This is a genomic window from Yersinia sp. IP36721, assembly GCF_003634395.1.
Classification (GTDB): Bacteria; Pseudomonadota; Gammaproteobacteria; order Enterobacterales; family Enterobacteriaceae; genus Yersinia; species Yersinia entomophaga.
In genome coordinates this window covers 1-20,065 of sequence record NZ_QCZL01000041.1, presented here as the reverse complement: position 1 = coordinate 20,065, position 20,065 = coordinate 1, and the positions used below count along the sequence as shown (strand labels likewise).

Sequence of the window (20,065 nt, the reverse complement as noted above, 5' to 3'; positions counted from 1 at the left end):
TGCCCTTGATTTCAAGGAGACCTCCTACGTAGATAAAATGAACAGAGCAAAGCCATGCTACGAACTTACTGAGCGGGAGACTTTACCAACCAGCGGAATATTCTAAAAGGAATCGATATGGAGCTTACTGAACATCAGAAAGCCCTATTCGATGCTCTGACCAAATTACAGCAGAAGTTTGCGTTAGGCATCGTGAAGGGGCTTAGCCAAATTGATGCATACAAACAAGCAGGCGGGAAGGCAAAGAAGGATGAGACGGCCAGCGCATGCGCTAGCGAAATCCTAACCAATCCTAAGGTGAAAGCCTTCATTGACGAAATGAATAAAGAAGCCATCTCAGAAGCCGTTATGACGAAGCAGGAAGCCCTTGAGCGGCTTTCATCGCTAGGCCGAGTGTCATTGTTCGACTTAGCAGAGTTTCGCAACTCACAGGTCGGAGAGGACGAAGAGGGTAAACCGGTTTATCAGGCCACCTGGAGTTTCAAGGATTCCTCATTGCTTAGGCCGGAAGACATGGCCGCCATATCCGAGTTAACTGCTGGCCCGCAAGGCTTGAAGATAAAGCTTCATGACCCGAAAGCGGCGATTAAACAGCTTGGCGAGTTGCAGGGGTGGGAAGCACCGAAGAAAACGGAACTCACTGGCAAAGATGGCTGCGCAATACAGCACAGCCACTCTATAAGTGCAGAGGATTTGACCGATGAACAGCTTGCCGCAATCGCAGGCGGTAAGTAAGCAACAGGCCGCACAAGAGCTACTGATACGTCGAACAGCGCGTAGCAGCCTCCATCAGTTTATCCAGTATATAAACCCAGAGTACATCACCAGCACCTTTTCAAGAACCGTTTGCGATGCGCTGGATCAGTTCCTGCTGGACATGATGAACGGCGTGCGCCCGATACTGATCCTGGGCGCGCCACCACAGCACGGTAAATCAGATATTGTCTCGCGTTATCTGCCCGCTTATTTCTTCGGAAAATATCCCGAGATGCGCGTGGGGGCGCTGTCATATTCATCTGACCTCGCAGGGGATATGAACGCTGATGTTCAGCGGATCATGACCACGCCAGAATATCGTAACCTTTTCGCCGATTCATGGTTGGGAAATAAACCTGCTGATGGCGTAGCTGTTAAGCGAAATTCTGATGAGTTCGGGATAGCTAATCACAAAGGCACTTATGTATGTGCTGGTGTTGGCGGGCCGCTGACGGGCAAGAAAGTCGATCTCGGTATTATCGATGACCCGATAAAGAACGCCAAAGAAGCACTCAGCCCAACGACAAAGAAATCAATCTGGAACTGGTACGTTTCCACGTTTAAAACTCGCCTGTCGAAGAACAGCGGCGAGATAATCATGGCTACCCGCTGGGCGACGGATGACTTATCCGGGCGCGTGGTAGAAATAACGCCACGAGCTAAGGTGCTGGCTTTCCCTGCTATCAATGAGCGGGGTGAAGCGTTGGTGCCGGAGTTGCACCCTAAAGAGAAACTCCTCGAAACCAAAGTTATCCTCGGTGATTACTTCTGGTCTGCGATGTATCAGCAGTCGCCTAAGCAGGCTGGCGGCTCCATCTTCAAAGATGAGTGGGTGAGGTATTACCTGCCGAAAGATTTGCCTACCAGCTTCGACACGGTAATTCACAGCTGGGATATGACATTTAAGGACAGCGAAGGCACTGACTATGTTGTTGGGCAAGTATGGGGCAAGAAGGGCGCTAACTCTTACCTACTACACCAGGTTCGCGCACGAATGAGCTTTACTGCGACCCTCAAGGCCGTGAAGCAAATGGCTGACGAATTCCCCAAAGCCTTGAGAAAGCTAGTAGAGGATAAAGCTAACGGCCCCGCTGTTATTGACTCCCTGAAAAGCATTGTGGCTGGACTTGTTCCAGTAGAGCCAGATGGAAGCAAGGTTGCTCGAGCGCATGCCATCACTGCTGTATGGGAAGCTGGGAACGTATTCCTACCCCACAAAGACATCGCCCCCTGGATTGTCGAGACAGTAGCGGAGATAACAACATTCCCCGTTGGTGCGAATGATGACGTTGTTGACGCAATGACACAGGGACTACGTGATTTATACCAACGCAAGACACTCAGCCCACTGGACATCATGTAATGACAAAGAAAAATATCGTTGGTCGTCTTAATGATGGCCTAGTTAGTTTAATGACTTCGCTCGGAGAGAAGATAGGCGCGGTACGATACAGCAGCAGTAAGCCAGATGTGCCCGATAAAGAGCTGCTCGCGATGTACAAAAAATCATGGGTGGTGAAAAAGTACATCGATAAAACAGTAGCCGACATGCTCAAGCTGCCGCGCAAGTTTTCTGGCGACGTAGATAGCACGATGGTTCAGGGCATAAAAGATACTGAATCAGAGCTTAAGTTAAGCCAAGTGTTTAATGACGCACTTAGTTGGGCCTCGCTGATGGGTGACTCGCTTATCGTGGCGATCACCGATTGTGCTGACGAGCAGATAGCGAATGAGGTTGATTTACAGGGTGAGGAAATCGTTAAGTTTTTGGTGTTCCGTAAGGGTGAGTACACGCCTGATAGTAATATCATCACTGACATTAAGTCTGATCACTTCGGCGAACCCCTCACCTATCAGATCGACGTGGGAAGCAAGCAACTTAAATTCCACCACTCACGTTGCTGCCGGACAAAGCTTGGTCGGCACAGCATCAAAGATCGCGCCAAGTTCGGCACCTCTGACCTGCAAGCCCCCTACGAGCACATTAAAACGTTCGATACTGCAATCCTGAGCACAGGTGACACAATTCAGGAGGCAAACGTTGATGTCCTGTTTGTTCCCGGTATGAACAATCAGATTGCGGCAGGTCAGGAAAGCCAGGTTAGAGAGTATGCCAGGGTGATGAAGGAAACTAAATCATCAACTGGGCTGTTGCTCATTGATGCCGGAACACCAGAAAGTCAGGGTCGTTACGAGCAGAAAAATGCGCAATTTACCGGGCTGTCTGACGTCATTACCAAAATGGCAACCGTTCTCGCAGGGGCGCTGGATAGGCCGATAACAGTCCTGTTTGGGCAGTCTGCTAGCGGTTTCAGTAGCGGCGAAGAGGACAACAAGGTTTATTACGAAACCATTAACGGAATGCAGGAGTCACGGCTTAGGCCGATGCAGGACTTCGCTGACCAGTTCATTCTGGACAAGTTGTCAGTCGCCGAAAATCTAACCTACGAATACCCCTCTATCGACAGTATTAACGAAGCCGAAGAAGCAACACGATTCGGGCTTTATGCTACAGGATTCAACACTTTAGTTACCTCATCGATAGTGACCGAAGAAGTAGCCATTAGAGAGATGATCGCTCGCGGCGTACTGAAGACAGTCACCGAGGAGGAAATTAAGGGCATTGTCAGCGCTGGGTCAAATACTGACTCATGGGGAAGCTATGGAACTCCAACAGTTACTTGAGCGCAAGCGGGGCCGCCGCAAACCACGGCGGCGTAAGATGCGACCACCCACGCCGAGCAAGAGAGCTGAGGTGTGGTATCGGGACAGGCTAACTGAGTTCATCAACAGCATGATTAGTATGGTTATCGACGAGCTTGAAAGACCAACTCTAACCGACGCACCAGACACTCCCGCACTTTCAATTACCGCCAGACTATCCCGGATCATGCAGCGACTCGCCAGCATATCGATTGATGAAATAGCCAGCCGAATTGCTTCCGGGTTGGTTAGTCGCGCCAATTTCCAGAACAAGGAGCAAACGCAGCGCACTTATAGCGAGGCTTTTGGTATCGACCTTACCGGAATGCTGGGTGATGGGGCGATAAGGGAGAAGATGGCTGATGCCGTCCGTGAGAACGTTGGGCTGATAACGTCGATTCAGACGGACTTCATCAACGACATCGGCGAAAAGGTGTTCGGGAATCTACTCGAAGGTGGCAGAAGCGAAAACCTAATCAGCATCATCCGGGAACGCGGTGACGTCACGCTTAGCCGAGCTAAGTTCATTGCTCGTGACCAGACATCAAAACTTAACGCTGAGCTGACCGAGGCTCGAAGTAATGCGCTAGGGCTTGATGTTTACGAGTGGAGTGGTACCGGGGACGAGCGCGAGCGAAAGAGCCATTTTGTTCTGAATGGGATGCTCTGCAAATACTCTGACCCAACCGTCTACTCAGACGACGGTGGGAAGACATGGAAGAAGCGCAGCAGCATCGGGGCATTCATCGGCAAGCCTGGTGAAGACTACCAATGCCGCTGCCTGTCTCTACCTTACGTTTCATGGGAATAATCAATGACGTGGAAACGAACACCGCAGGGGTACGTAATTACCACCGCGACGATAACCCGTGCCGGGCCAATTGAATATTATGGGCACGAAATCGGGTTAACCGGCAGCGATGCCAATAAAAAAATCACAGTGATCCGCACGCTTGACGAACTCTCAAAACCAGAAACCCTCGCTTCATTCAACGGACTGCCTTTCACACTGACCCATCCTGACGATGGTGAGGTGACAGCTACAGACCACAAAGACAAAGCATCAGGCCATATCGCCAACACCCGCATGGATGGTGACGAAATAGTTTGTGATGTCTATCTGACTGATTCGGCATCCATTGAAACGCTGGAGAAGACAGGGATCCGCGAGGTATCTGTCGGATACGAACCTGCTGAGCTTGTAGAGCGTGACGGTAAGTTTTACCACATCAATATTCGCGGCAATCACGTCGCGGGTGTGGCAGAGGGGCGTTACGGCGCCCAATGTAAGTTAAACGATAAAAAAGGTAAGCCGATGTTCAAAACATTAACCGATGCCCTCAGTTTCCTGAAGGGTAAAAAGCTAAAAGATGCAGAAGGCGCAGCCCTTACGCCGGAAGAGCTGATCGGCATGATTGCCGCATTAGAGAAGGCGCTGGAGGGGCTTAATGGGCAGGGAACTGAAGAGGCGGCAGCGCAGGCGCAACAGGTACTGGCACAGTTGGCTGAACTCAAGGCTCAACTGGATGGTGCCACTGCCTCCGCACCTGTGGATGCCGATCCAGCCGCGCCTGCTGATGGTGATAAGGATGCGAAAATTACCTCGCTGGAAACTGAAAACGCCGATCTGAAAGCGAAGGTGAAAGAGCTTGAGGATGAGCTGGCAAAACTGAAGGGTGACAGCGAAACCGAAGCCACTATGACCGACGCGAAATCCCGCTTCCCGAAGGTAAACCTGACCGACGCTAAATCAGCTCGTGATGTTCGCGCCGCAGTGCTTGTAAGCACTAGAGCATTCAACGATGCCCAGGTTAAGGGCATGACCGACAGTGAAGTGCGTGCGGCTTATGCAGCTATTCAGGCTACATCAAAGCCACGTAGTGAAATCGGCAGCCACCTGTTTAACGACAGCAAGCCGACGCCTACAAAAACCGCAACTCAACGCCTTGGAGGTAAATAATTATGGCATTTGGATTCACTGACTGGGACGGTGCAGACGGCACCATTAAACCAGGATCTATCAAACGCGCCTCCAGCTCTAACGACAAAGTGTGGGGCGAAGAGAACCTGACTGATACACCACTGGCCTACGGTACTTTCGTGGCAGTTAACCCTCTGGGTGGAGTTATGCCTCTGGCGGCGGACACTCGCATTCACGGCATTGTCGTTCGCGACATCTACGGCGAAGCATCCCCACCTAACAAGCAGGCAAACATCGGTCATTTCTCTCACGGTGACTGCGTGGGCGCCCTGACTGTTGATACAGCCGATTTTGCTCGCGGCGACACTGCTTACATCGTCCCTGCTGGGGCAGATGCAGGCAAGGTTACCAGTGATGCAACCGGCAATATTGATTTGGGTTACTGGGTTGAGGATGTAAGCGCGGGTAATAACTGCGTAGCGATCACCCTGGGTTACGTACAGCAAACGGCAGCAGGAGTATAACCAATGCCAATGGAAGCCGCAGATTTTGAAAACGTACTGCAAGAGGCGCTAACGGAGCGCGATATGCAGTTGCAGGAAAAAGAGTTGCCGGAAATTAACATCGGTGAAGCATTGCCGGTTAAAGAGGGGTTGGACTTCGCTCTGGAGTACGTTGATTTTGGCGTATCTAAAGTTGTCGGCTCTGTAAAAGACGGCATTATCGGTAATAAAACCAACAGCCTGAAAACTATCGATAGCGATATCGAATGGCTAAAAGCGCCTGTTGGTCAGTGGGCGAAAGCAGCCACCTGGACTCAGCAGGAGCTGGAGAAGATCGCTCGACTGAGCATCAACCTGCAATCCAAAAAGCAGGATGACCTGTATGCCAATGCCTTGGCAACCATTCAGTATGCTGGATACGTAGGTCATGGCGGCGTGAAGGGGCAGGAAGGGTTGCTGACCGGAACGGATGTCCAGCTGATCACCGACGCTGGCAACAAAACTATCGCTGACATGACGTCTGATGAGTTCGTGAAGATGGTTCTAGATGCCTACAACGTTGCATGGCGCAAGTCTAGCTACCGCATTCAACCTACGAATATTGCGATGGATGCCAGTGATTTCATGCTCGCTATGCAGAAATTCGACCCTACCCCAGTAATCGTGGGTACTGATCTTCTGCCAATCGCGGCAATGGATCGCATTATGGCAGCGCTGCGTAAGGCATCTGGGAATGATGGATTTAACATCACGTTCGTGAAGGTGCCAAGCAATTATGCAGTGGGCATCAAGGCAGGTAAAACCCGCATGGCGGTGTACACCTACGAAGCAGATTATCTGGAAATGGAAGTTCACATGCCAGAGCTTCTGGCGGTTCGCTCCCGCGACCTGCTGACCTACGAGTGTGGATATCGCTCTGCATTCGGCGGGGCAATGTGGAAGCAACCACAATCCGCTGTTTATGTCGATTATAAGTCCTCACCTCAGTAACCCAAGGGGGTAGCATGGAATTTATTGAACGTTACCCCGAGTTTACCAGCACAGCACCAACCCGCAGAGAAGTCGCACTAAAGGACGCAGAAAATCAGATGAGTCGCAAGGTGTGGGGCAAGCTCTTTGAGCAAGGCCACCATGCTTTAGCGGCTCATTTGCTTTACGTTTCAGGTGCGCTAACTCCATCAGGCAGCAGTAACGGAAAGCCTGCGCAGACGATAACCAGTAGGTCAGTAGATGGTGTTTCCATGGGGTATTCAGCGCCAGATGCGGGGTTTGGTGTTAATCATGACGGTTATGCCATCAGTAGCTACGGGCAGGACTACACCCGGTTGCGAAAGTTGGTAGGCGTTCATGTGTTGGCAATTCGTTGAGGGTATTTGAATGACACCCGAAGAAACTCTGAAAGCCACCACCGCATACCTAAAAAACCTTCAGGCGATGAAAACGCATTATGTCGCCGTTGGTCTGCCAGCATCGAAGGTGGGAAGTAAGACATACGCTGATGGAACTTCAATAATTGAAATTGGTGCAGCGCATGAGTTTGGCGCTGAAATAGACCACCCTGGTGGAACCGGGTATACGTCAACTGGTGGGAAGGCGGTGTTTTCTCGCAATGACTTCATGGGGCCAGTCACTGGAATAACCGCAGCCCACAAGATAACCATCCCAGAACGTTCATTTCTTCGTTCGCCATTCACGCTAAAAAAGTCCGAAATAAACCAGGCTATCGAGAGGGGAATTGCAGATGTAGGCTCGGGCAAGATGGATGCTGATAAGGCATTAAACCTTATCGGCGTTGTCGCCCGTAATATCAGCGTTAAAGCCTTTGAAACAGCCGGGTATGGAACGTGGCCGGACATCAAGGAAACGACTAAAAAGGCAAAGGGTTCATCTGGGATACTGATTGATAAAGGTGAGTTGCGCGGCGTAATTACATGGGAGGTTCGTAGTGAGTGATTTATCGGATCTTGATATGACCGACGCCCTTATTGATTGGGAGCAGCCGGTTAAGCTAAAAACTAAAACGGAAGTAACCATAAACTTTGAACCTACTGTAACGATTGTTGTTGAGGATATTCTGGCGGTGGTTCAAAGCGCGAATAAGCAGACGCTCACAATGGATAGCCTTGATTGGTCTAAAGAGTACCTGCTTATCCATTCGAGAGTAAAAATAGAGGCGGGCCAATTCATTGAGAAAGGCGGCAGGGATTACAAAGTCGTCTCGCCAGCTGATTATATGGATTATGGATTTTGCGCCGCTATTGTGGAAGAAACCAAGCTCCCACTATTGGTCGCAACAGCATGATAAAAACCCAACCACATCTTATCGCCGTCGCTCTGTTCGTTCGTGACCTGCTGGATTATGACGAACAACTGATTAAATTCGACCGCAGAAATATCATTTCATCTGATTTTGCAACGAGCTATATCGTCGTCAATGGCAGCCTTCCGCAGTCAGTACTTGCAAGAGGACAGCGATTCAATGTTGATGTAGAGGTAATGACGTACACCGCCGCAGTGAGCCACAGCATCGTGCTGGAGTTTCACGGTGATAACGCCTACACAAATGCGGAATCGTTCCTGATGCTCAGCGAGAGCCAGTTAGCTAACGAATTACGCCGCAAGAATGCACTAACCATTATGTCCGTATCAAACATTACTGACGTTGGTCAGTTGCTGGGTCAATCCCACGGCAACCGAGTACACCTGAGTTTCAACGTTCAATACGCCCCGGCTCGCGATGTGCAGACGCTGCGTATCGACACGCCGCAGTTTCAATTTCTAGAGGACAAGTAAATGTCGGCATCAATTAACAACGTCATCAACGTGATGCTTCTCGAAGAAGGCCGCTCGGCTGCACGGGATAACATCAACGTCTGCGCTATCATGACCAGTCAACCAGGTGTACTAAGTACATCTGAGCGCTACCGTTCTTACAAGTCTCCGGCGGCAGTGGAGCAGGACTTCGGCGCTTCATCTGTCACGGCTGCCTTTTCCAACTCCTTCTTTGGCACATCGCCAAATCCTATCTCCGCTGGCGGCACGCTGATTATCGGCTTCTGGAACGCAGCAGGAGAAACGCTGCCAGCCACCGCAGGGGTATTGCGCGGGGCTGAAATATCACAAGCCACGGTCATGCCAGCGCTACGGTTGGTTGACGATTGGTCATTCAGTATCAGTATTGATGGCACCGATCATGATATCACCGGTATCGACGGATCAACCGCTGCGACACTGGCCGATGTTGTTTCTCAAATTCAGGCAAAGGTTACCCCTGCTGTTGCTGATGTATCCTTTGATGGCATCCGGATTGTTATCACAAGCCCTACCACTGGAACGGCTTCAATTGTTGGCTTCCCTGAACCCGCATCAGTCGGCACGTTCATTGGTGATATTCTGGCGATTGCGGTTGGTTCTGGTGCTGCACAAATTAATGGTAAATCATCTGCTCCAGTCGCGCCCGAATCGCAGCTTGAAGCACTCAGCGCGATCAAGTCGCAGGTGAACCTTAAAGGCGTTGGCTTCATCGATAAAATTCTCGATGCCCAAGTGCCGTTAATCGCGTCATGGGCGAAGGCCAACTCCGTCATCGTGTACGAGACGTTCACTGGAGAGGGTGCACTTGAGGTTAACCCAGCAAGCCCAGCATGGGCTGTCACACTCGCTAGCCAGAGCAATTTCCGAATGCTCTACAGCAAATCTGGCAACCGTAAGTTGGCTATCACCTACATGGCCCGCTCCCATACTGTGAATTTCAACGGTGAGCGAACTGCAATCACCCTGCATCTTAAAACGCTGAATGTTCCGGCTGAAGAATACTCTCAGACCGAAATCGACAAGGCCAAGCGTGTTGGCCTCGACATCTATACCACCATCAAAGACGTGCCCTGCGTGCTGACCAGTGGCTCTAACGACTTCGTGGATAACGTCTACAACCTGATGGCTTACGTTGACGCGGTGCAGACTGATTCATTTAATTTGCTGAAAACTACGCCGACGAAAGTGCCACAAACCTATTACGGTGTTGATCAGCTGGAAGATTGTGCAGAGAAGACGACTCGCGGATTTGTGCGTGCTGGCGTATTCAGTCCCGGCACCTGGACGCTTCCTGACTTCTTCGGTGACCGCGATATGTTCTTGCGCAACATCGAGCAAAACGGCTTCTACGTGCTGGCTGGTGATTTGAAAGACCAGTCCACCGCTGACCGCCAGGAGCGCAAGTCTCCTGTAATGCAAATCGCAGTGAAGAATGCCGGGGCCATCCACAGCGAAGACATCATCATCAATTTCAATAAATAAGGGGCGGTAAATGTCTCAGATTGTTATCAGCGCAGATACTGCAACGGTAGTGATGAACGGGCGCATCATCACAGATATCGCTGCCGGGGATTACATTACCCTAACCCCGACCAACCCGCTAACCAGTCGTGCAAACAGCGCACAGAATGGCGTAACCATTTCTAAACGTGTTGATGCTGGTGTGACCGTAATGGTTGTGCGCGTGCAAAAGTTCTCCAACGATGATGTGTGGCTTAACCAGCAGATTAATACCGATATCCCGGTAGTTTTCAATGGTTCGGTAAAAGAGTCGTTTGTTCGAGATGGCGCAGCACTGAAAGAAACCTATGACCTTCAGGTTGGATCCATTACCACTCAGCCTACCCAGACCAAAAACAACCAGGACGTTAACGCGCTGATGGAATACACCATCGAATTCCGCAACATCCGTCGCAACGTATAAGGCCCATCATGTCTAAAGAAAAGCAGAATAAGGCGCTTGAGATGATCAAGGCTGTCTATAACGACGGCTACGCTGAAATCAACGGAAACCGCTACGACTTCGCGAAGATGACGCACAAGAAGCGGCGAAAGGTGTTCGCGTTCTTCACTGGGATAGCCAGCGAGTTATCGCGTCAGTCGCTGGAATTCCTCGACACTGAACGTTTCGAGGAAATTGAACGCCTAATGTTTGATTACGTGCTGTTCGACGACGTTCAGCTTTCAAAGCAGCCTGACCATTTCGAAAGTTATGCCGGGGATTACATCATGCTGATCACCACAGCATTACAGGTAATCAGTTTTCCTTTTATGGCCGGGAGCAATATGAACTCACTTTCAGAAGCTCCAGAAGTCCGGAAGTTTACGTTAAATCCTCGAACATAAGCGATGAGATGAGCATGTACCTGGCGCTTGCAAAAGCCGGATACGGCTCATACAAAGAGCTGTCCGATCTGGATACAACGGAACTACTGGATATGGTTGAATTCGAAAATATCAGCGCTGATATCCAGCACTATCAGATGGAGAAGGCGAAAAATGGCAATAGTTAATGAGCTGATTACCAAGTTTGGCTTCATTGGCGATCTGGCACCTCAAGAGACATTCAATGCCAATCTGAAATCCTCCATCGGTCTGCTGGCGGGTATGGGTGCGGCGATTGCTGGGTCTGCTGCTGGTATCGCCGGATGGGTTACGTCGGTCAGTAAATCTATAGACCCACTGATTCAGTTCGGGCGAGAAACGGGTATTGCCGTTGAAACCATTCAGACGCTGGGTTATGCCGCATCAGTCAACGGTTCAAGCGTTGATGCCCTGCAATCCTCACTGAGCGAGATGACGAAGCGAGTTGGTGAGTTTGTATCAACGGGGGAAGGCGAGGCGAAAGATGTAGCTAGTCGCCTGGGGTTGCAGTTTAAGGGACTGAACGGTGAAGTTAAATCCTCTGATGTCATATTCCGCGAATTAGCCGACAAGTTGCATGGAATGAGTCAGGCCGAGAAGTTTTCTGTTTTGGATAAGATGGGCATTGATCGCTCGATGGTGCAGTTGCTCTCCAAAACGGGTGATGAGATTGAGGCGCTTCAGAAGAAGTCAGAAGCGCTAGGCGTTGTCACGCAAGACCAGGCTGGCCAGTTCGCCGCTTATAATGACTCACTTACGACACTAGGAAAGGGTTTTGACGGCATTAAGTTTCAGGTCGCTATAGGCTTCGTGCCGGTGCTTAAAGACCTGGTCGAAGGGTTTATTGACTTCCTTATCGCAAACAAAGACCTCATCAAAAACGGATTATCTCACCTGGGCGAAATAATTTTCTCTGTGATGGGAATGATTCGACGGCTGGCGCCTATTGTTGCTGTTATTACAGCCGGGTTTGTCGTATGGAAAATAGCCGCTATCGGCCTCAGAACGGTATTGACCACTATTTTCTCGCCCGTTGTGCTCATCACTGCTGCAATTCTGGCTGTAATTCTAGTTATTGATGACCTTCTGACCGCAATGGAGGGTGGGAAAAGCGTCATTGCTGATTTCTTCATGGATAACTGGGGTATCGATATCGTCCCAGCTCTGAAGTCGGCTAAAGATGCGCTGATGGGGTTCATAAACTACGCCATAGATATTTTCAAACCTCTGGCAGATGCTATCGTATCCATGTTTAAGTTCGTATGGCACCTCATCACTGGCGCATTCACTGGTGATTTTCAGGATGCAATGAATGATGCTCAGAATGTGTTCGATTCGCTGATTTCTTTCATAACGGGAGCGTTTGGCGTAGTTGGTGATGCGATAAAATACGTATTCGGCGATGCAGGGGCTTTCATTGTTGACGCTTTCACGACAGCCATTGAAAACACGAAGCTGAGTTTCTCGGCTTTGTGGAAGCTGCTTACCGGGGATTTCGAAGGTGCGTGGAAAGACGTTGTTAAAATCTTCGATAACACCGTTGAGCTACTTAAAAAGCCGTTTATGGCATTTATCGATTGGGCAAAAAATATCTTCTCAAACCTCGGTCAGTACATCGGCAACGTGATTAGCAATGCGGCATCCAGCGCGTGGAACTCTGCAAAGTCATTTATCGGCCTCGGCGATGATGAAGAACAGTCCTTACCTGCTTACTCTGGCGGCGCTGGAATGAATGGGATCCCGTATGGCAACCCTGGGTTAAATGGCAATCTGGCATACGCATCAGGGGGGAGCGTTAGTAATTCAAGCGTCAGCCAGAGCAACACCATACACATTAATACATCCGATCCGGTAGTGGCGGGTAATACAGCGGCGGACGGGTTGCAACAGAGTATGCGTGACGCTAATAGGATGAGCGGAAGAGGGGGTATGTGATGGGAATTATGGACGGATTTACCACTGCTCAGGAGTCAGGAAAAAGCACGGTAAAAAAGGTGGGGATCGGCGGGTATTCGATGTTTGCCCGCGTAAACGACTCTACCAGTTACCCCTCGCAAGTCCCAGTTGATGTACTCGAAGATGGTAGTAATGCCTCGGACGACATCATCAATGGCCCTATCACGATAAAAATCAGTGGCGTGGTTGCTGATGTTTACATGGATGCTAAACCCAACTCATCTTTTGGATTGATTCCGGACTATTCAAAGTATGGCGAGGTTGTGGAATACATCCCGGCGAAAACCCAACAGCAGTTGCAGAAGATGAATGAGATTGCTGACCGTGCCGAGCAGAAGATACTAGAGGCTAAGCGTCTGGCTGATAAGGGCGCGGAGCTTTTCGGTCTGGTTGGCAATCCGGTAGCCGGTGGTGCGAAAGGTATTCGTGAACAGTTTCTTGATTTCATTGAGGCTGTGTATTACGGCAAGCAGCTTATATCTGTCGAAGTGGACTACCGGACTCATGAAAACATGGCGTTAAGCGGCCTGACAATTAGCACTGATAATCAGACGATGGAAACGAAGTTTGAAGCTAGTTTTACGAAGATAAACTTTACCCAACTCACCACTACTGCCATTGAGAAACACTTCAAATCCCCATCACTAGCAGCCAAGTCAAAGACGGCAGGCGTGGTCAATAAGGGCACACAGACTCCGGCTGATAACTCGAAAGTGAGCAGTAAATCAAACTCGCTTCTTACCTCGGCAAAAAATGCCATTGTAGGGAAAAAATAATGGATCTGATAACCAATATCACCGATGAGCCTATCCAGCGTCACGTACTCCTTTTTGACCGTGGTGAAGTCGTCATTATCGTTCGCCATTTGCCGACAGTTGAAATGTGGAAAATGCGCGTGGAATACAACGGTGATTTCATTGATGGGGTAAAACTGTCACTGGGGGCGCTGCATTTTCGCCACAAGAATTGGCCTTTCGATATTGCCTTGCTTTGTACTGACAACTCCGGCATTGACCCATATCGAGCTGATGACTTCGCAAGCGGTCGCTGTGAACTTTACATGGTGACACCGGAAGAGATGATTGAAATTCGCGGAGGAGACGTGCCGTAATGGAAACTTTCTATCGTGATTACCGGCTAACAGTCGGGATCGGAAATCAGGCTGTCATTATTGAGCCGCCAATGCCGGTATCGTTCAAGGCACTTGAGTCGGTGGATAAGAAATCGCTGGGTAAGTTGACTGTCTCAGTTAACGGATTAAAGCCATCGACGCGCCTGCAACTGGTCAAGGCTGAGGATGACGAGAAGTACATTCCCGTCAGGCTTGAAGTGGGGTATGACGGAAAATTACGTCAGGTGTTTCAAGGGTCAGTAAAAAGCGGGGCGGTGAAGCGAGAGGGTGCTATACACGTTGTAAGCCTTGAGTGCGAGGATGGTGGGCACGACTTCATTAACTCGTTCACATCGCGCACGGTGCGCGGTAAAGACCAGGTTGTCGATTCTGTTCTCCAAGATATGCCGAACACGAAGAAAGGCGCGGTAACGAGCCAGCAGCAGTTGATAAGGCCGAAGGTGCTCGTGGGTAGCTCAAGTAAAATTATCACTGACATGCTATCACCTGGTGAGAGCTTCTTCATTAAAGATGAGCGGGTTCACATTCTGAAAGATAGCGAGGTTACATCAGGAAACATCCCGGTTGTTAATGCCCGTAGTGGGCTGCTTAATACCCCGCAGTCAACAAAAGGAAGTGCGCAGAACGACTCTGGAAAGAGCGCGAAACCTGCAACAAACAAACCAACAACCGATCCGGGCGCAGCCAGCAAGGATAGCGATGACTCAAGTACGCTGGTTAAACAGTCTAAAGGTCAAGTTACCTTCGATACCAAGTTAAATCCGATGCTGACCATTGGGGGGCTGTGTTCACTGGAAAGTGTGACTAACCCCGCATTGAACGGGGTTTACAAAATCTACCAGATTGAAACCAGCGGGCAGTATACCGGGCAAGCGTGGACACAGAAGGTCGTGTGTCAGCCAGCAGGCAGTTATAAAGTCGTTAGTTGACTGGTGTCAAATTTCATTATTTTTATAATTTACTTTGTGCCTAGTTTTTTTTGATAATGTTAATATCCCACCACATTTACAAGGAATGGTGATATGACTAAGAAAATTATTGCGGGTTTTGCGATAGCAGCATCTGTGCTGGTATTGAGTGGTTGTAAAATTGACATGGGGGCATCAATACCCTTGTCAGGATTGCTGGGGAGCGAACTGAAAGAAGGGTCTGCAGATTTATATGTTGAAGTTCCCGCTTGTAATAGTTATGAGGATTCTCGCCAATCATCAAAAGGATTAGTCGATGCTAAGAATGAAATAGCAAAAATTATTCCTGAAAGTGAGTTTAAAGAGTGTTTCAAAAAGAAATTCAACAGCTTTGCATTGTTCTCAGTTCCCATCGCTTACGGCCCAGAAAAACTAGTAAGCAAAGATACAAATCAGATAAGAATATTGCAGTCTGAAGATAATTTTTCTTTTGTAGTATTCGGCTCTAAGCTGCGCGAAAAACTTGATCAAGTAAAAAATAAACCTAGCATATCTGGTGGCTTTAATCCTTCTGATGTATCAATAACATTGAGCATAAAGAATGACACAGGTAAGGCAATTCAGGCTACTTTTGCAAGTGTTTATGCCGGAGGTAAGCCTGTTATTTATGCGCCTAATGTGAAAATGGAAAGCGGCCAAGAATGGCCGATTAGGTTATCTAATGTGACTACCTCATCTTTGTTTGGCTCAGATGGTGTGGCTGCATGGTTCATGAGTGATATAAAACAGTAGCTAAAAAAGCCCACTCAGGTGGGCTTTTTATCATCATCAATGAATTTTGATATGTCCATAGAAATAGATACTGACGCACCATTAAAGCTGATTCCATACAATTCGCTATGTTGAGCGGCAGGCTCGGGTTGGGTGTCAATGATTTTGATATTATCGGCATTAAAAAATGGACACCAATTAACACCCATGTTGACAGCGTGGGCCTGATATTGCTCATTTATTGGGACATCCAAAGATGGTTCGTAGAACCCATGACTAGCGAGCTTACAAGGAAGCAATATGTCAAAGTTGCATATCTTATAGTCTACATATTGATAGTCTTTTATATAAGAATTCCCCCTTGCCATCTTAGAGCAGTGAGCCTTCTTGCTTTCGCACTGAACGGCGTCGGTTATGCAAGGTAACACTTGATAAGATAAGTGAAGGTTAGATAGCGTCTTCCCTTTAAATACTATAGAAAAACCTTTCCACCCCTGAGCTACGCTTATTATTTTTGATGCTATTTCGCAATCTCTTGCGCTCGACAAGTCGATGTAACAAATAGTGAATAGCTGTTCCTCGACGTACACTTGAAATGATTCTGTAAGAGATGAAAACTTCAACGCAAGTGAGTGATTCTTTGATCTGCTTTTAGGAATTAGCAGCGCCATTTTTGCTGATGATGATCTGTATACATCAGCATCTGACATGTTTTTTATGGCAAGGTCATTTTTCACTATTCCTCTCTTTTATTTTGATCAATTCACCAAACTTCGCTGTGGTGTGGTTTTTTATGGGAAAAATTCATGATCGAAGAACTTCACGACACAATCGGCGCTGGCGTGGATTTCGCGCTGGCAGATGTTCACACTATTGTTGTCGCAAAAATAACTGCTGTAAATGATAAAACGATCAGTTGCATCCCTGTTATCAATCGCGTTGTGAAAGGCGAGGGAAAGCAACTACCTGAATTCATCGAAGTACCTCCGGTCATATTACAGGGAAGTGGCAGCTATATAGCCGAGCCGATAGCCGCAGGAGATTACTGTCTGGTGCTTATATCAGAGCGCTGCTATGACGCCTGGTACGCGGGGAGTGACTTTGTGCCACCGCTTGAAATGCGGATGCACGATTACTCTGACGGTTTCGCACTATGCGGCGTAAACCCGTTATCGACTGCAATATCCATCCCGAAAATTAACCGCATGATGATGGGCAACACCGATCATGAGGGTGATTTGGTGCTCACTGGCAACGTTACCCAGAGTGGCGGAATAACAACGCTAGAGTCATGCGTGGTTCAGGGACAGATGCAATATGACTCTTTATTGACTGATGGGCAGAGTGGCGTTAGTGATTCATTCAGGAGTGATGACGGGAAAACAATCACAGTAACCAACGGCATTATTACGGGGATAACATGATTGTATCAGCGCTTGATAAAAATAGTGATTGGAGCTTTGGGCGTGGGCGACAGAATTATATTACTGGTGGTGGCGCTATTGCTCAAAAAGTTAAGTGCAGAATTCGCTCATTTAAAAACGATAACCCATTAAATATGGGGGATAACATTGATTGGGTTTATCTGCTGTCCGAAAAAAACACCGAGCAGGAAATACTACGTGAAATAGAACGAGTGACCCTTGCGACGGATGGTGTTATGCGCATTGTTCAATTAGCGATGGTCGTGAATAAGACAACACGAGAACAGGGAATAGAAATGCGTATTGAAACTGTTTTTGATGAGCAGACCATCAACTTTCCGATAAATGGAGCATTGAAAGATGGCACTACAGTTTAATAATAACGGACTGGAGATAGACACTTTCAGAGATTTATTCCAGGCGTTAAGTGATGCGTATAAGGGCATCTACGGTCAGGACATTGATTTAGACCAAGAGTCGCCGGATGGTCAGCGTGTGGCAATCGAAGCGCAGGCGCGAACGGATATTGAAGCATCACTTCAGTGGCTTTACTCGCAGATGGATCCTGATTTTAATACCGGCGATATGCAACAAATTATCGCCAAATTACATGGGCTTTATCTGCGCCCCGGTTCTCGTTCTCAACGTGATCTAAATGTGGCGACTGATCGACCCGTATTTTTATACAGCGGGTATAAAATCAGAGACCAGTCCAATCAGGTTTGGTTTGTCCGACAGAATGTCACCATTCCAGCAGGAACAACAACAGTGACGTTTTTCGCTCAAGACTTCGGAAAAGTAACCGGATTTATTGCTGATACATTCACCCAGTTAACCCCTGAACTGGGTATTTTGAGCATAACTGCTGATGCGGTTGCCGTTGTTGGTCGAGACGAAGAAACGCCAGAAGAGTTTCGCCAGCGCCGGAATAGATCTCTTGAAAACCCAGCAACCGGAAGCACCGGCGCAATATTTGCCAAAGTAGCGCAACTGACTGGAGTGACAGATCTGAATGTCGGAGAAAACGACACCAAGATTGATGATGTGTTGACAGGTATCCCGGCCAATTCTATATGGCTCGTCGCGGAGGGAGGGGCAGTATCAGAGATAGTCGAAGTAATGGTTAAACAAAAAGGTGGTGGGACAGGAACGAAGGGAAGCGTTATTGGTCGTTATATTGAAACTCTTATCAGGCCAGATGGAACTACTCTTCAGATAGCTCACGACATGCAGTTTGACCGTCCAGTCTATAAACCATTGCATATCAATTTAACCGCCAAGCGCAAAGTTACAAATGATCCCGTTGATTTAGATACCCTCAAAGAGGCCCTAGCTAAACGTGTAATGCATATCGGTGAGGAAATTGATGCCAACGAATTTTATGCAGACGGGTATGGTGCGGGCCGGGTCAATTATGTACTGACTAATCTAAAAATTAGTATTGATGGCATCACATTCACAGATGCTGAATTATCGCCAGGGTTTCAGGGTAAATTCACTCTGGATGTTGCGAATATCAGTGTTACTGAGGTGACTTGATGAATAACGACATAATCAATCGCTATACTTTAATGCTCATCAAGCAATATTGGGAAAAACAGAAGTCCCGCTCTGAAATAGAAGCCATGCTGACACAGTGGCAAATAATTGCAGACTTCATGCGTAACCCTGCCAACTTTGACATTGATAAGGTAACCGGATATCGACTCGATGTTATAGGCAGGATTGTGGGTCTGCCGCGAAGCGTACCCGCAGTGATTGCAAAACTGTTTTTTGGATTCGAAGGTCACACCAATTCGGCCGGATTTGCCAGTAAATCTAATGCGACTTTCATTGGCGCGCCATTCTTCAGTAAGTTCTCACCGGCATATGGTGACTACCAGTTAGGCGATAATGAGTACCGCAGGTTTTTGAAAGTGAAGATTTCCAAAAATGCAGCTTCATCAACTGTCTCATCTGATGAACGCGTTAGCTTACAGGAGGTTATTCAGGCAGCCTTCAATGGCGAGGCGTATGTCACTGACAGAAAGGATATGACGCTTGCGTTAAATATATCCCCCAAAGTTTCACAAGATGAGTTGCGCCTTATCGTTAGGCTCGGTTTACTGCCTAAGCCAGCCGGTGTTCGATATGATTATTACTATCAGGTAACCCCCGGGATGACGTTTGGTTTCTCAAGAAACCCAGCAGCCAGAGGGTTTGCCAGCAAATTTAATGCCGCCTACCAAGGCGGTTTTTTTTCGAGGAAAATTCATGTCTAAAATTGAGCGCTATACAGGAAATTTGCAGGCATTTGGCTCTGCTGCCCAGGGGGTGGAAAGGACTTTATTCGGTGAGACGAGTCAGGCAAATGACCTTACATCGCAGGTCACAAGTTCATTTCTTCGCGGCTGGGGAATAGTTGGGCCATCTGAAAACCCATCAATGGAGGATTTCAACGCTGCAATGTATACGATGAGCCAGTTCATCGCTTATCAGCATCAGATGGGAATTCCTGAATGGGATGCTCTTCAGGAGTATTATTCCGGTTCGATCTGTGTCCGCAATGGAGAGGCTTATTTATCACTCGTCGACAGTAATATCGGCAGCGCTCCGCCATCTGCTAAATGGACGTCGGTATTAACAGCTAAAAACGCTCTTGCAAATATAAGCGGTTTCCTGAAAAGCTCTAATAATCTCTCTGAAATAGCAACTGCTGGTCCCGCAGCTGTGGCTGCTGCTGTAGCTAACCTTGGCTTAACAGAGGCCGCTGCCGCCGCTGCTGATGCACTGAAAAAAAGCGCCAACCTTTCTGACTTAACCAATAAATCGTC

25 protein-coding genes and 1 pseudogene are annotated in these 20,065 nt (G+C 48.4%); 25 read left to right on the top strand and 1 reads right to left on the bottom strand.

The genetic code is table 11. The features are described 5' to 3' along the window. The first annotated feature begins 117 nt into the window (after positions 1 to 117). The 20 genes from DBA33_RS19475 (at position 118) to DBA33_RS19385 (ending at position 15,849) form a co-directional block, all read left to right on the top strand. Positions 118 to 735 (top strand): terminase small subunit, encoded by a 618-nt coding sequence (locus DBA33_RS19475; protein ID WP_120807039.1) that lies wholly within the window; start codon positions 118 to 120, stop codon positions 733 to 735. Beyond that, positions 701 to 2,119: a phage terminase large subunit gene (gene terL / locus DBA33_RS19470; protein ID WP_120807038.1), complete on the top strand. Its 1,419-nt coding sequence runs from the start codon at positions 701 to 703 to the stop codon at positions 2,117 to 2,119. The genes DBA33_RS19475 and terL overlap by 35 nt, the downstream gene beginning before the upstream one ends. After that, positions 2,119 to 3,441, top strand: a complete 1,323-nt coding sequence (locus tag DBA33_RS19465) for a DUF1073 domain-containing protein (protein WP_120807037.1) — start codon at positions 2,119 to 2,121, stop codon at positions 3,439 to 3,441. The genes terL and DBA33_RS19465 overlap by 1 nt, the downstream gene beginning before the upstream one ends. Continuing rightward, positions 3,419 to 4,270, top strand: a complete 852-nt coding sequence (locus DBA33_RS19460) for a phage minor head protein (protein WP_120807036.1) — start codon at positions 3,419 to 3,421, stop codon at positions 4,268 to 4,270. Before DBA33_RS19465 ends, DBA33_RS19460 begins: the two co-directional genes overlap by 23 nt. Before the next feature lie 3 nt (positions 4,271 to 4,273). After that, the gene (locus DBA33_RS19455) at positions 4,274 to 5,419 is read left to right on the top strand and encodes a DUF2213 domain-containing protein (RefSeq protein ID WP_120807035.1); all 1,146 of its coding nucleotides are present in this window, start codon (positions 4,274 to 4,276) and stop codon (positions 5,417 to 5,419) included. Positions 5,420 to 5,421: 2 nt separating this feature from the next. Continuing rightward, positions 5,422 to 5,904, top strand: coding sequence for a hypothetical protein (locus tag DBA33_RS19450; protein ID WP_120807034.1), 483 nt, complete (start codon positions 5,422 to 5,424; stop codon positions 5,902 to 5,904). 3 nt (positions 5,905 to 5,907) lie between these two features. Further along, positions 5,908 to 6,873: a major capsid family protein gene (locus tag DBA33_RS19445; protein ID WP_120807033.1), complete on the top strand. Its 966-nt coding sequence runs from the start codon at positions 5,908 to 5,910 to the stop codon at positions 6,871 to 6,873. Between the two features lie 14 nt (positions 6,874 to 6,887). Continuing rightward, complete coding sequence (locus tag DBA33_RS19440; RefSeq protein WP_120807032.1) at positions 6,888 to 7,250, top strand: DUF4054 domain-containing protein; 363 nt, start codon at positions 6,888 to 6,890, stop codon at positions 7,248 to 7,250. A gap of 10 nt (positions 7,251 to 7,260) precedes the next feature. Next, positions 7,261 to 7,836: a hypothetical protein gene (locus DBA33_RS19435; RefSeq protein ID WP_120807031.1), complete on the top strand. Its 576-nt coding sequence runs from the start codon at positions 7,261 to 7,263 to the stop codon at positions 7,834 to 7,836. Next, on the top strand, positions 7,829 to 8,185 hold the full coding sequence (locus tag DBA33_RS19430) for a hypothetical protein (RefSeq protein ID WP_120807030.1): 357 nt from the start codon (positions 7,829 to 7,831) through the stop codon (positions 8,183 to 8,185). The genes DBA33_RS19435 and DBA33_RS19430 overlap by 8 nt, the downstream gene beginning before the upstream one ends. Beyond that, positions 8,182 to 8,676 carry a hypothetical protein gene (locus DBA33_RS19425; protein WP_120807029.1) on the top strand — a complete coding sequence of 165 codons (495 nt, stop codon included), beginning with the start codon at positions 8,182 to 8,184 and terminating at the stop codon, positions 8,674 to 8,676. The genes DBA33_RS19430 and DBA33_RS19425 overlap by 4 nt, the downstream gene beginning before the upstream one ends. After that, complete coding sequence (locus DBA33_RS19420) at positions 8,677 to 10,179, top strand: DUF3383 family protein (protein WP_120807028.1); 1,503 nt, start codon at positions 8,677 to 8,679, stop codon at positions 10,177 to 10,179. A 10-nt stretch (positions 10,180 to 10,189) separates the two neighbouring features. Beyond that, positions 10,190 to 10,621 (top strand): hypothetical protein, encoded by a 432-nt coding sequence (locus tag DBA33_RS19415; protein WP_099466365.1) that lies wholly within the window; start codon positions 10,190 to 10,192, stop codon positions 10,619 to 10,621. An 8-nt stretch (positions 10,622 to 10,629) separates the two neighbouring features. Beyond that, positions 10,630 to 11,043 carry a hypothetical protein gene (locus tag DBA33_RS19410; RefSeq protein ID WP_120807027.1) on the top strand — a complete coding sequence of 138 codons (414 nt, stop codon included), beginning with the start codon at positions 10,630 to 10,632 and terminating at the stop codon, positions 11,041 to 11,043. 14 nt (positions 11,044 to 11,057) lie between these two features. Then, the gene (locus DBA33_RS20740) at positions 11,058 to 11,210 is read left to right on the top strand and encodes a hypothetical protein (RefSeq protein ID WP_162975248.1); all 153 of its coding nucleotides are present in this window, start codon (positions 11,058 to 11,060) and stop codon (positions 11,208 to 11,210) included. Then, the gene (locus DBA33_RS19405) at positions 11,197 to 12,996 is read left to right on the top strand and encodes a hypothetical protein (protein ID WP_120807026.1); all 1,800 of its coding nucleotides are present in this window, start codon (positions 11,197 to 11,199) and stop codon (positions 12,994 to 12,996) included. The genes DBA33_RS20740 and DBA33_RS19405 overlap by 14 nt, the downstream gene beginning before the upstream one ends. Then, positions 12,996 to 13,793 (top strand): phage baseplate protein, encoded by a 798-nt coding sequence (locus DBA33_RS19400; RefSeq protein WP_120807025.1) that lies wholly within the window; start codon positions 12,996 to 12,998, stop codon positions 13,791 to 13,793. The genes DBA33_RS19405 and DBA33_RS19400 overlap by 1 nt, the downstream gene beginning before the upstream one ends. After that, a complete protein-coding gene (locus DBA33_RS19395; protein WP_050148787.1) occupies positions 13,793 to 14,128 on the top strand; it encodes a hypothetical protein in 336 nt (111 codons plus the stop codon). Before DBA33_RS19400 ends, DBA33_RS19395 begins: the two co-directional genes overlap by 1 nt. After that, positions 14,128 to 15,078, top strand: a complete 951-nt coding sequence (locus tag DBA33_RS19390) for a hypothetical protein (protein WP_120807024.1) — start codon at positions 14,128 to 14,130, stop codon at positions 15,076 to 15,078. Before DBA33_RS19395 ends, DBA33_RS19390 begins: the two co-directional genes overlap by 1 nt. A gap of 93 nt (positions 15,079 to 15,171) precedes the next feature. After that, positions 15,172 to 15,849 (top strand): hypothetical protein, encoded by a 678-nt coding sequence (locus tag DBA33_RS19385; RefSeq protein WP_120807023.1) that lies wholly within the window; start codon positions 15,172 to 15,174, stop codon positions 15,847 to 15,849. 14 nt (positions 15,850 to 15,863) lie between these two features. On the opposite strand, the gene DBA33_RS19380 is transcribed toward DBA33_RS19385, so the two are convergent. Then, the gene (locus DBA33_RS19380) at positions 15,864 to 16,565 is read right to left on the bottom strand and encodes a hypothetical protein (protein WP_120807022.1); all 702 of its coding nucleotides are present in this window, start codon (positions 16,563 to 16,565) and stop codon (positions 15,864 to 15,866) included. Positions 16,566 to 16,634: 69 nt separating this feature from the next. On the opposite strand from DBA33_RS19380, the gene DBA33_RS19375 reads away from it, so the two are divergent. The 5 genes and pseudogenes from DBA33_RS19375 to DBA33_RS19355 form a co-directional block, all read left to right on the top strand. Beyond that, positions 16,635 to 17,252 carry a Gp138 family membrane-puncturing spike protein gene (locus DBA33_RS19375; protein WP_120807021.1) on the top strand — a complete coding sequence of 206 codons (618 nt, stop codon included), beginning with the start codon at positions 16,635 to 16,637 and terminating at the stop codon, positions 17,250 to 17,252. Beyond that, positions 17,249 to 17,629 (top strand): hypothetical protein, encoded by a 381-nt coding sequence (locus DBA33_RS19370; protein ID WP_120807020.1) that lies wholly within the window; start codon positions 17,249 to 17,251, stop codon positions 17,627 to 17,629. The genes DBA33_RS19375 and DBA33_RS19370 overlap by 4 nt, the downstream gene beginning before the upstream one ends. Next, the gene (locus DBA33_RS19365) at positions 17,613 to 18,791 is read left to right on the top strand and encodes a baseplate J/gp47 family protein (RefSeq protein WP_120807019.1); all 1,179 of its coding nucleotides are present in this window, start codon (positions 17,613 to 17,615) and stop codon (positions 18,789 to 18,791) included. Before DBA33_RS19370 ends, DBA33_RS19365 begins: the two co-directional genes overlap by 17 nt. Next, positions 18,791 to 19,513 (top strand): DUF2612 domain-containing protein, encoded by a 723-nt coding sequence (locus DBA33_RS19360; protein WP_120807018.1) that lies wholly within the window; start codon positions 18,791 to 18,793, stop codon positions 19,511 to 19,513. Before DBA33_RS19365 ends, DBA33_RS19360 begins: the two co-directional genes overlap by 1 nt. After that, positions 19,506 to 20,065: pseudogene (locus DBA33_RS19355) on the top strand (hypothetical protein); the annotation flags it as partial. The gene DBA33_RS19360 and the pseudogene DBA33_RS19355, both read left to right, overlap by 8 nt.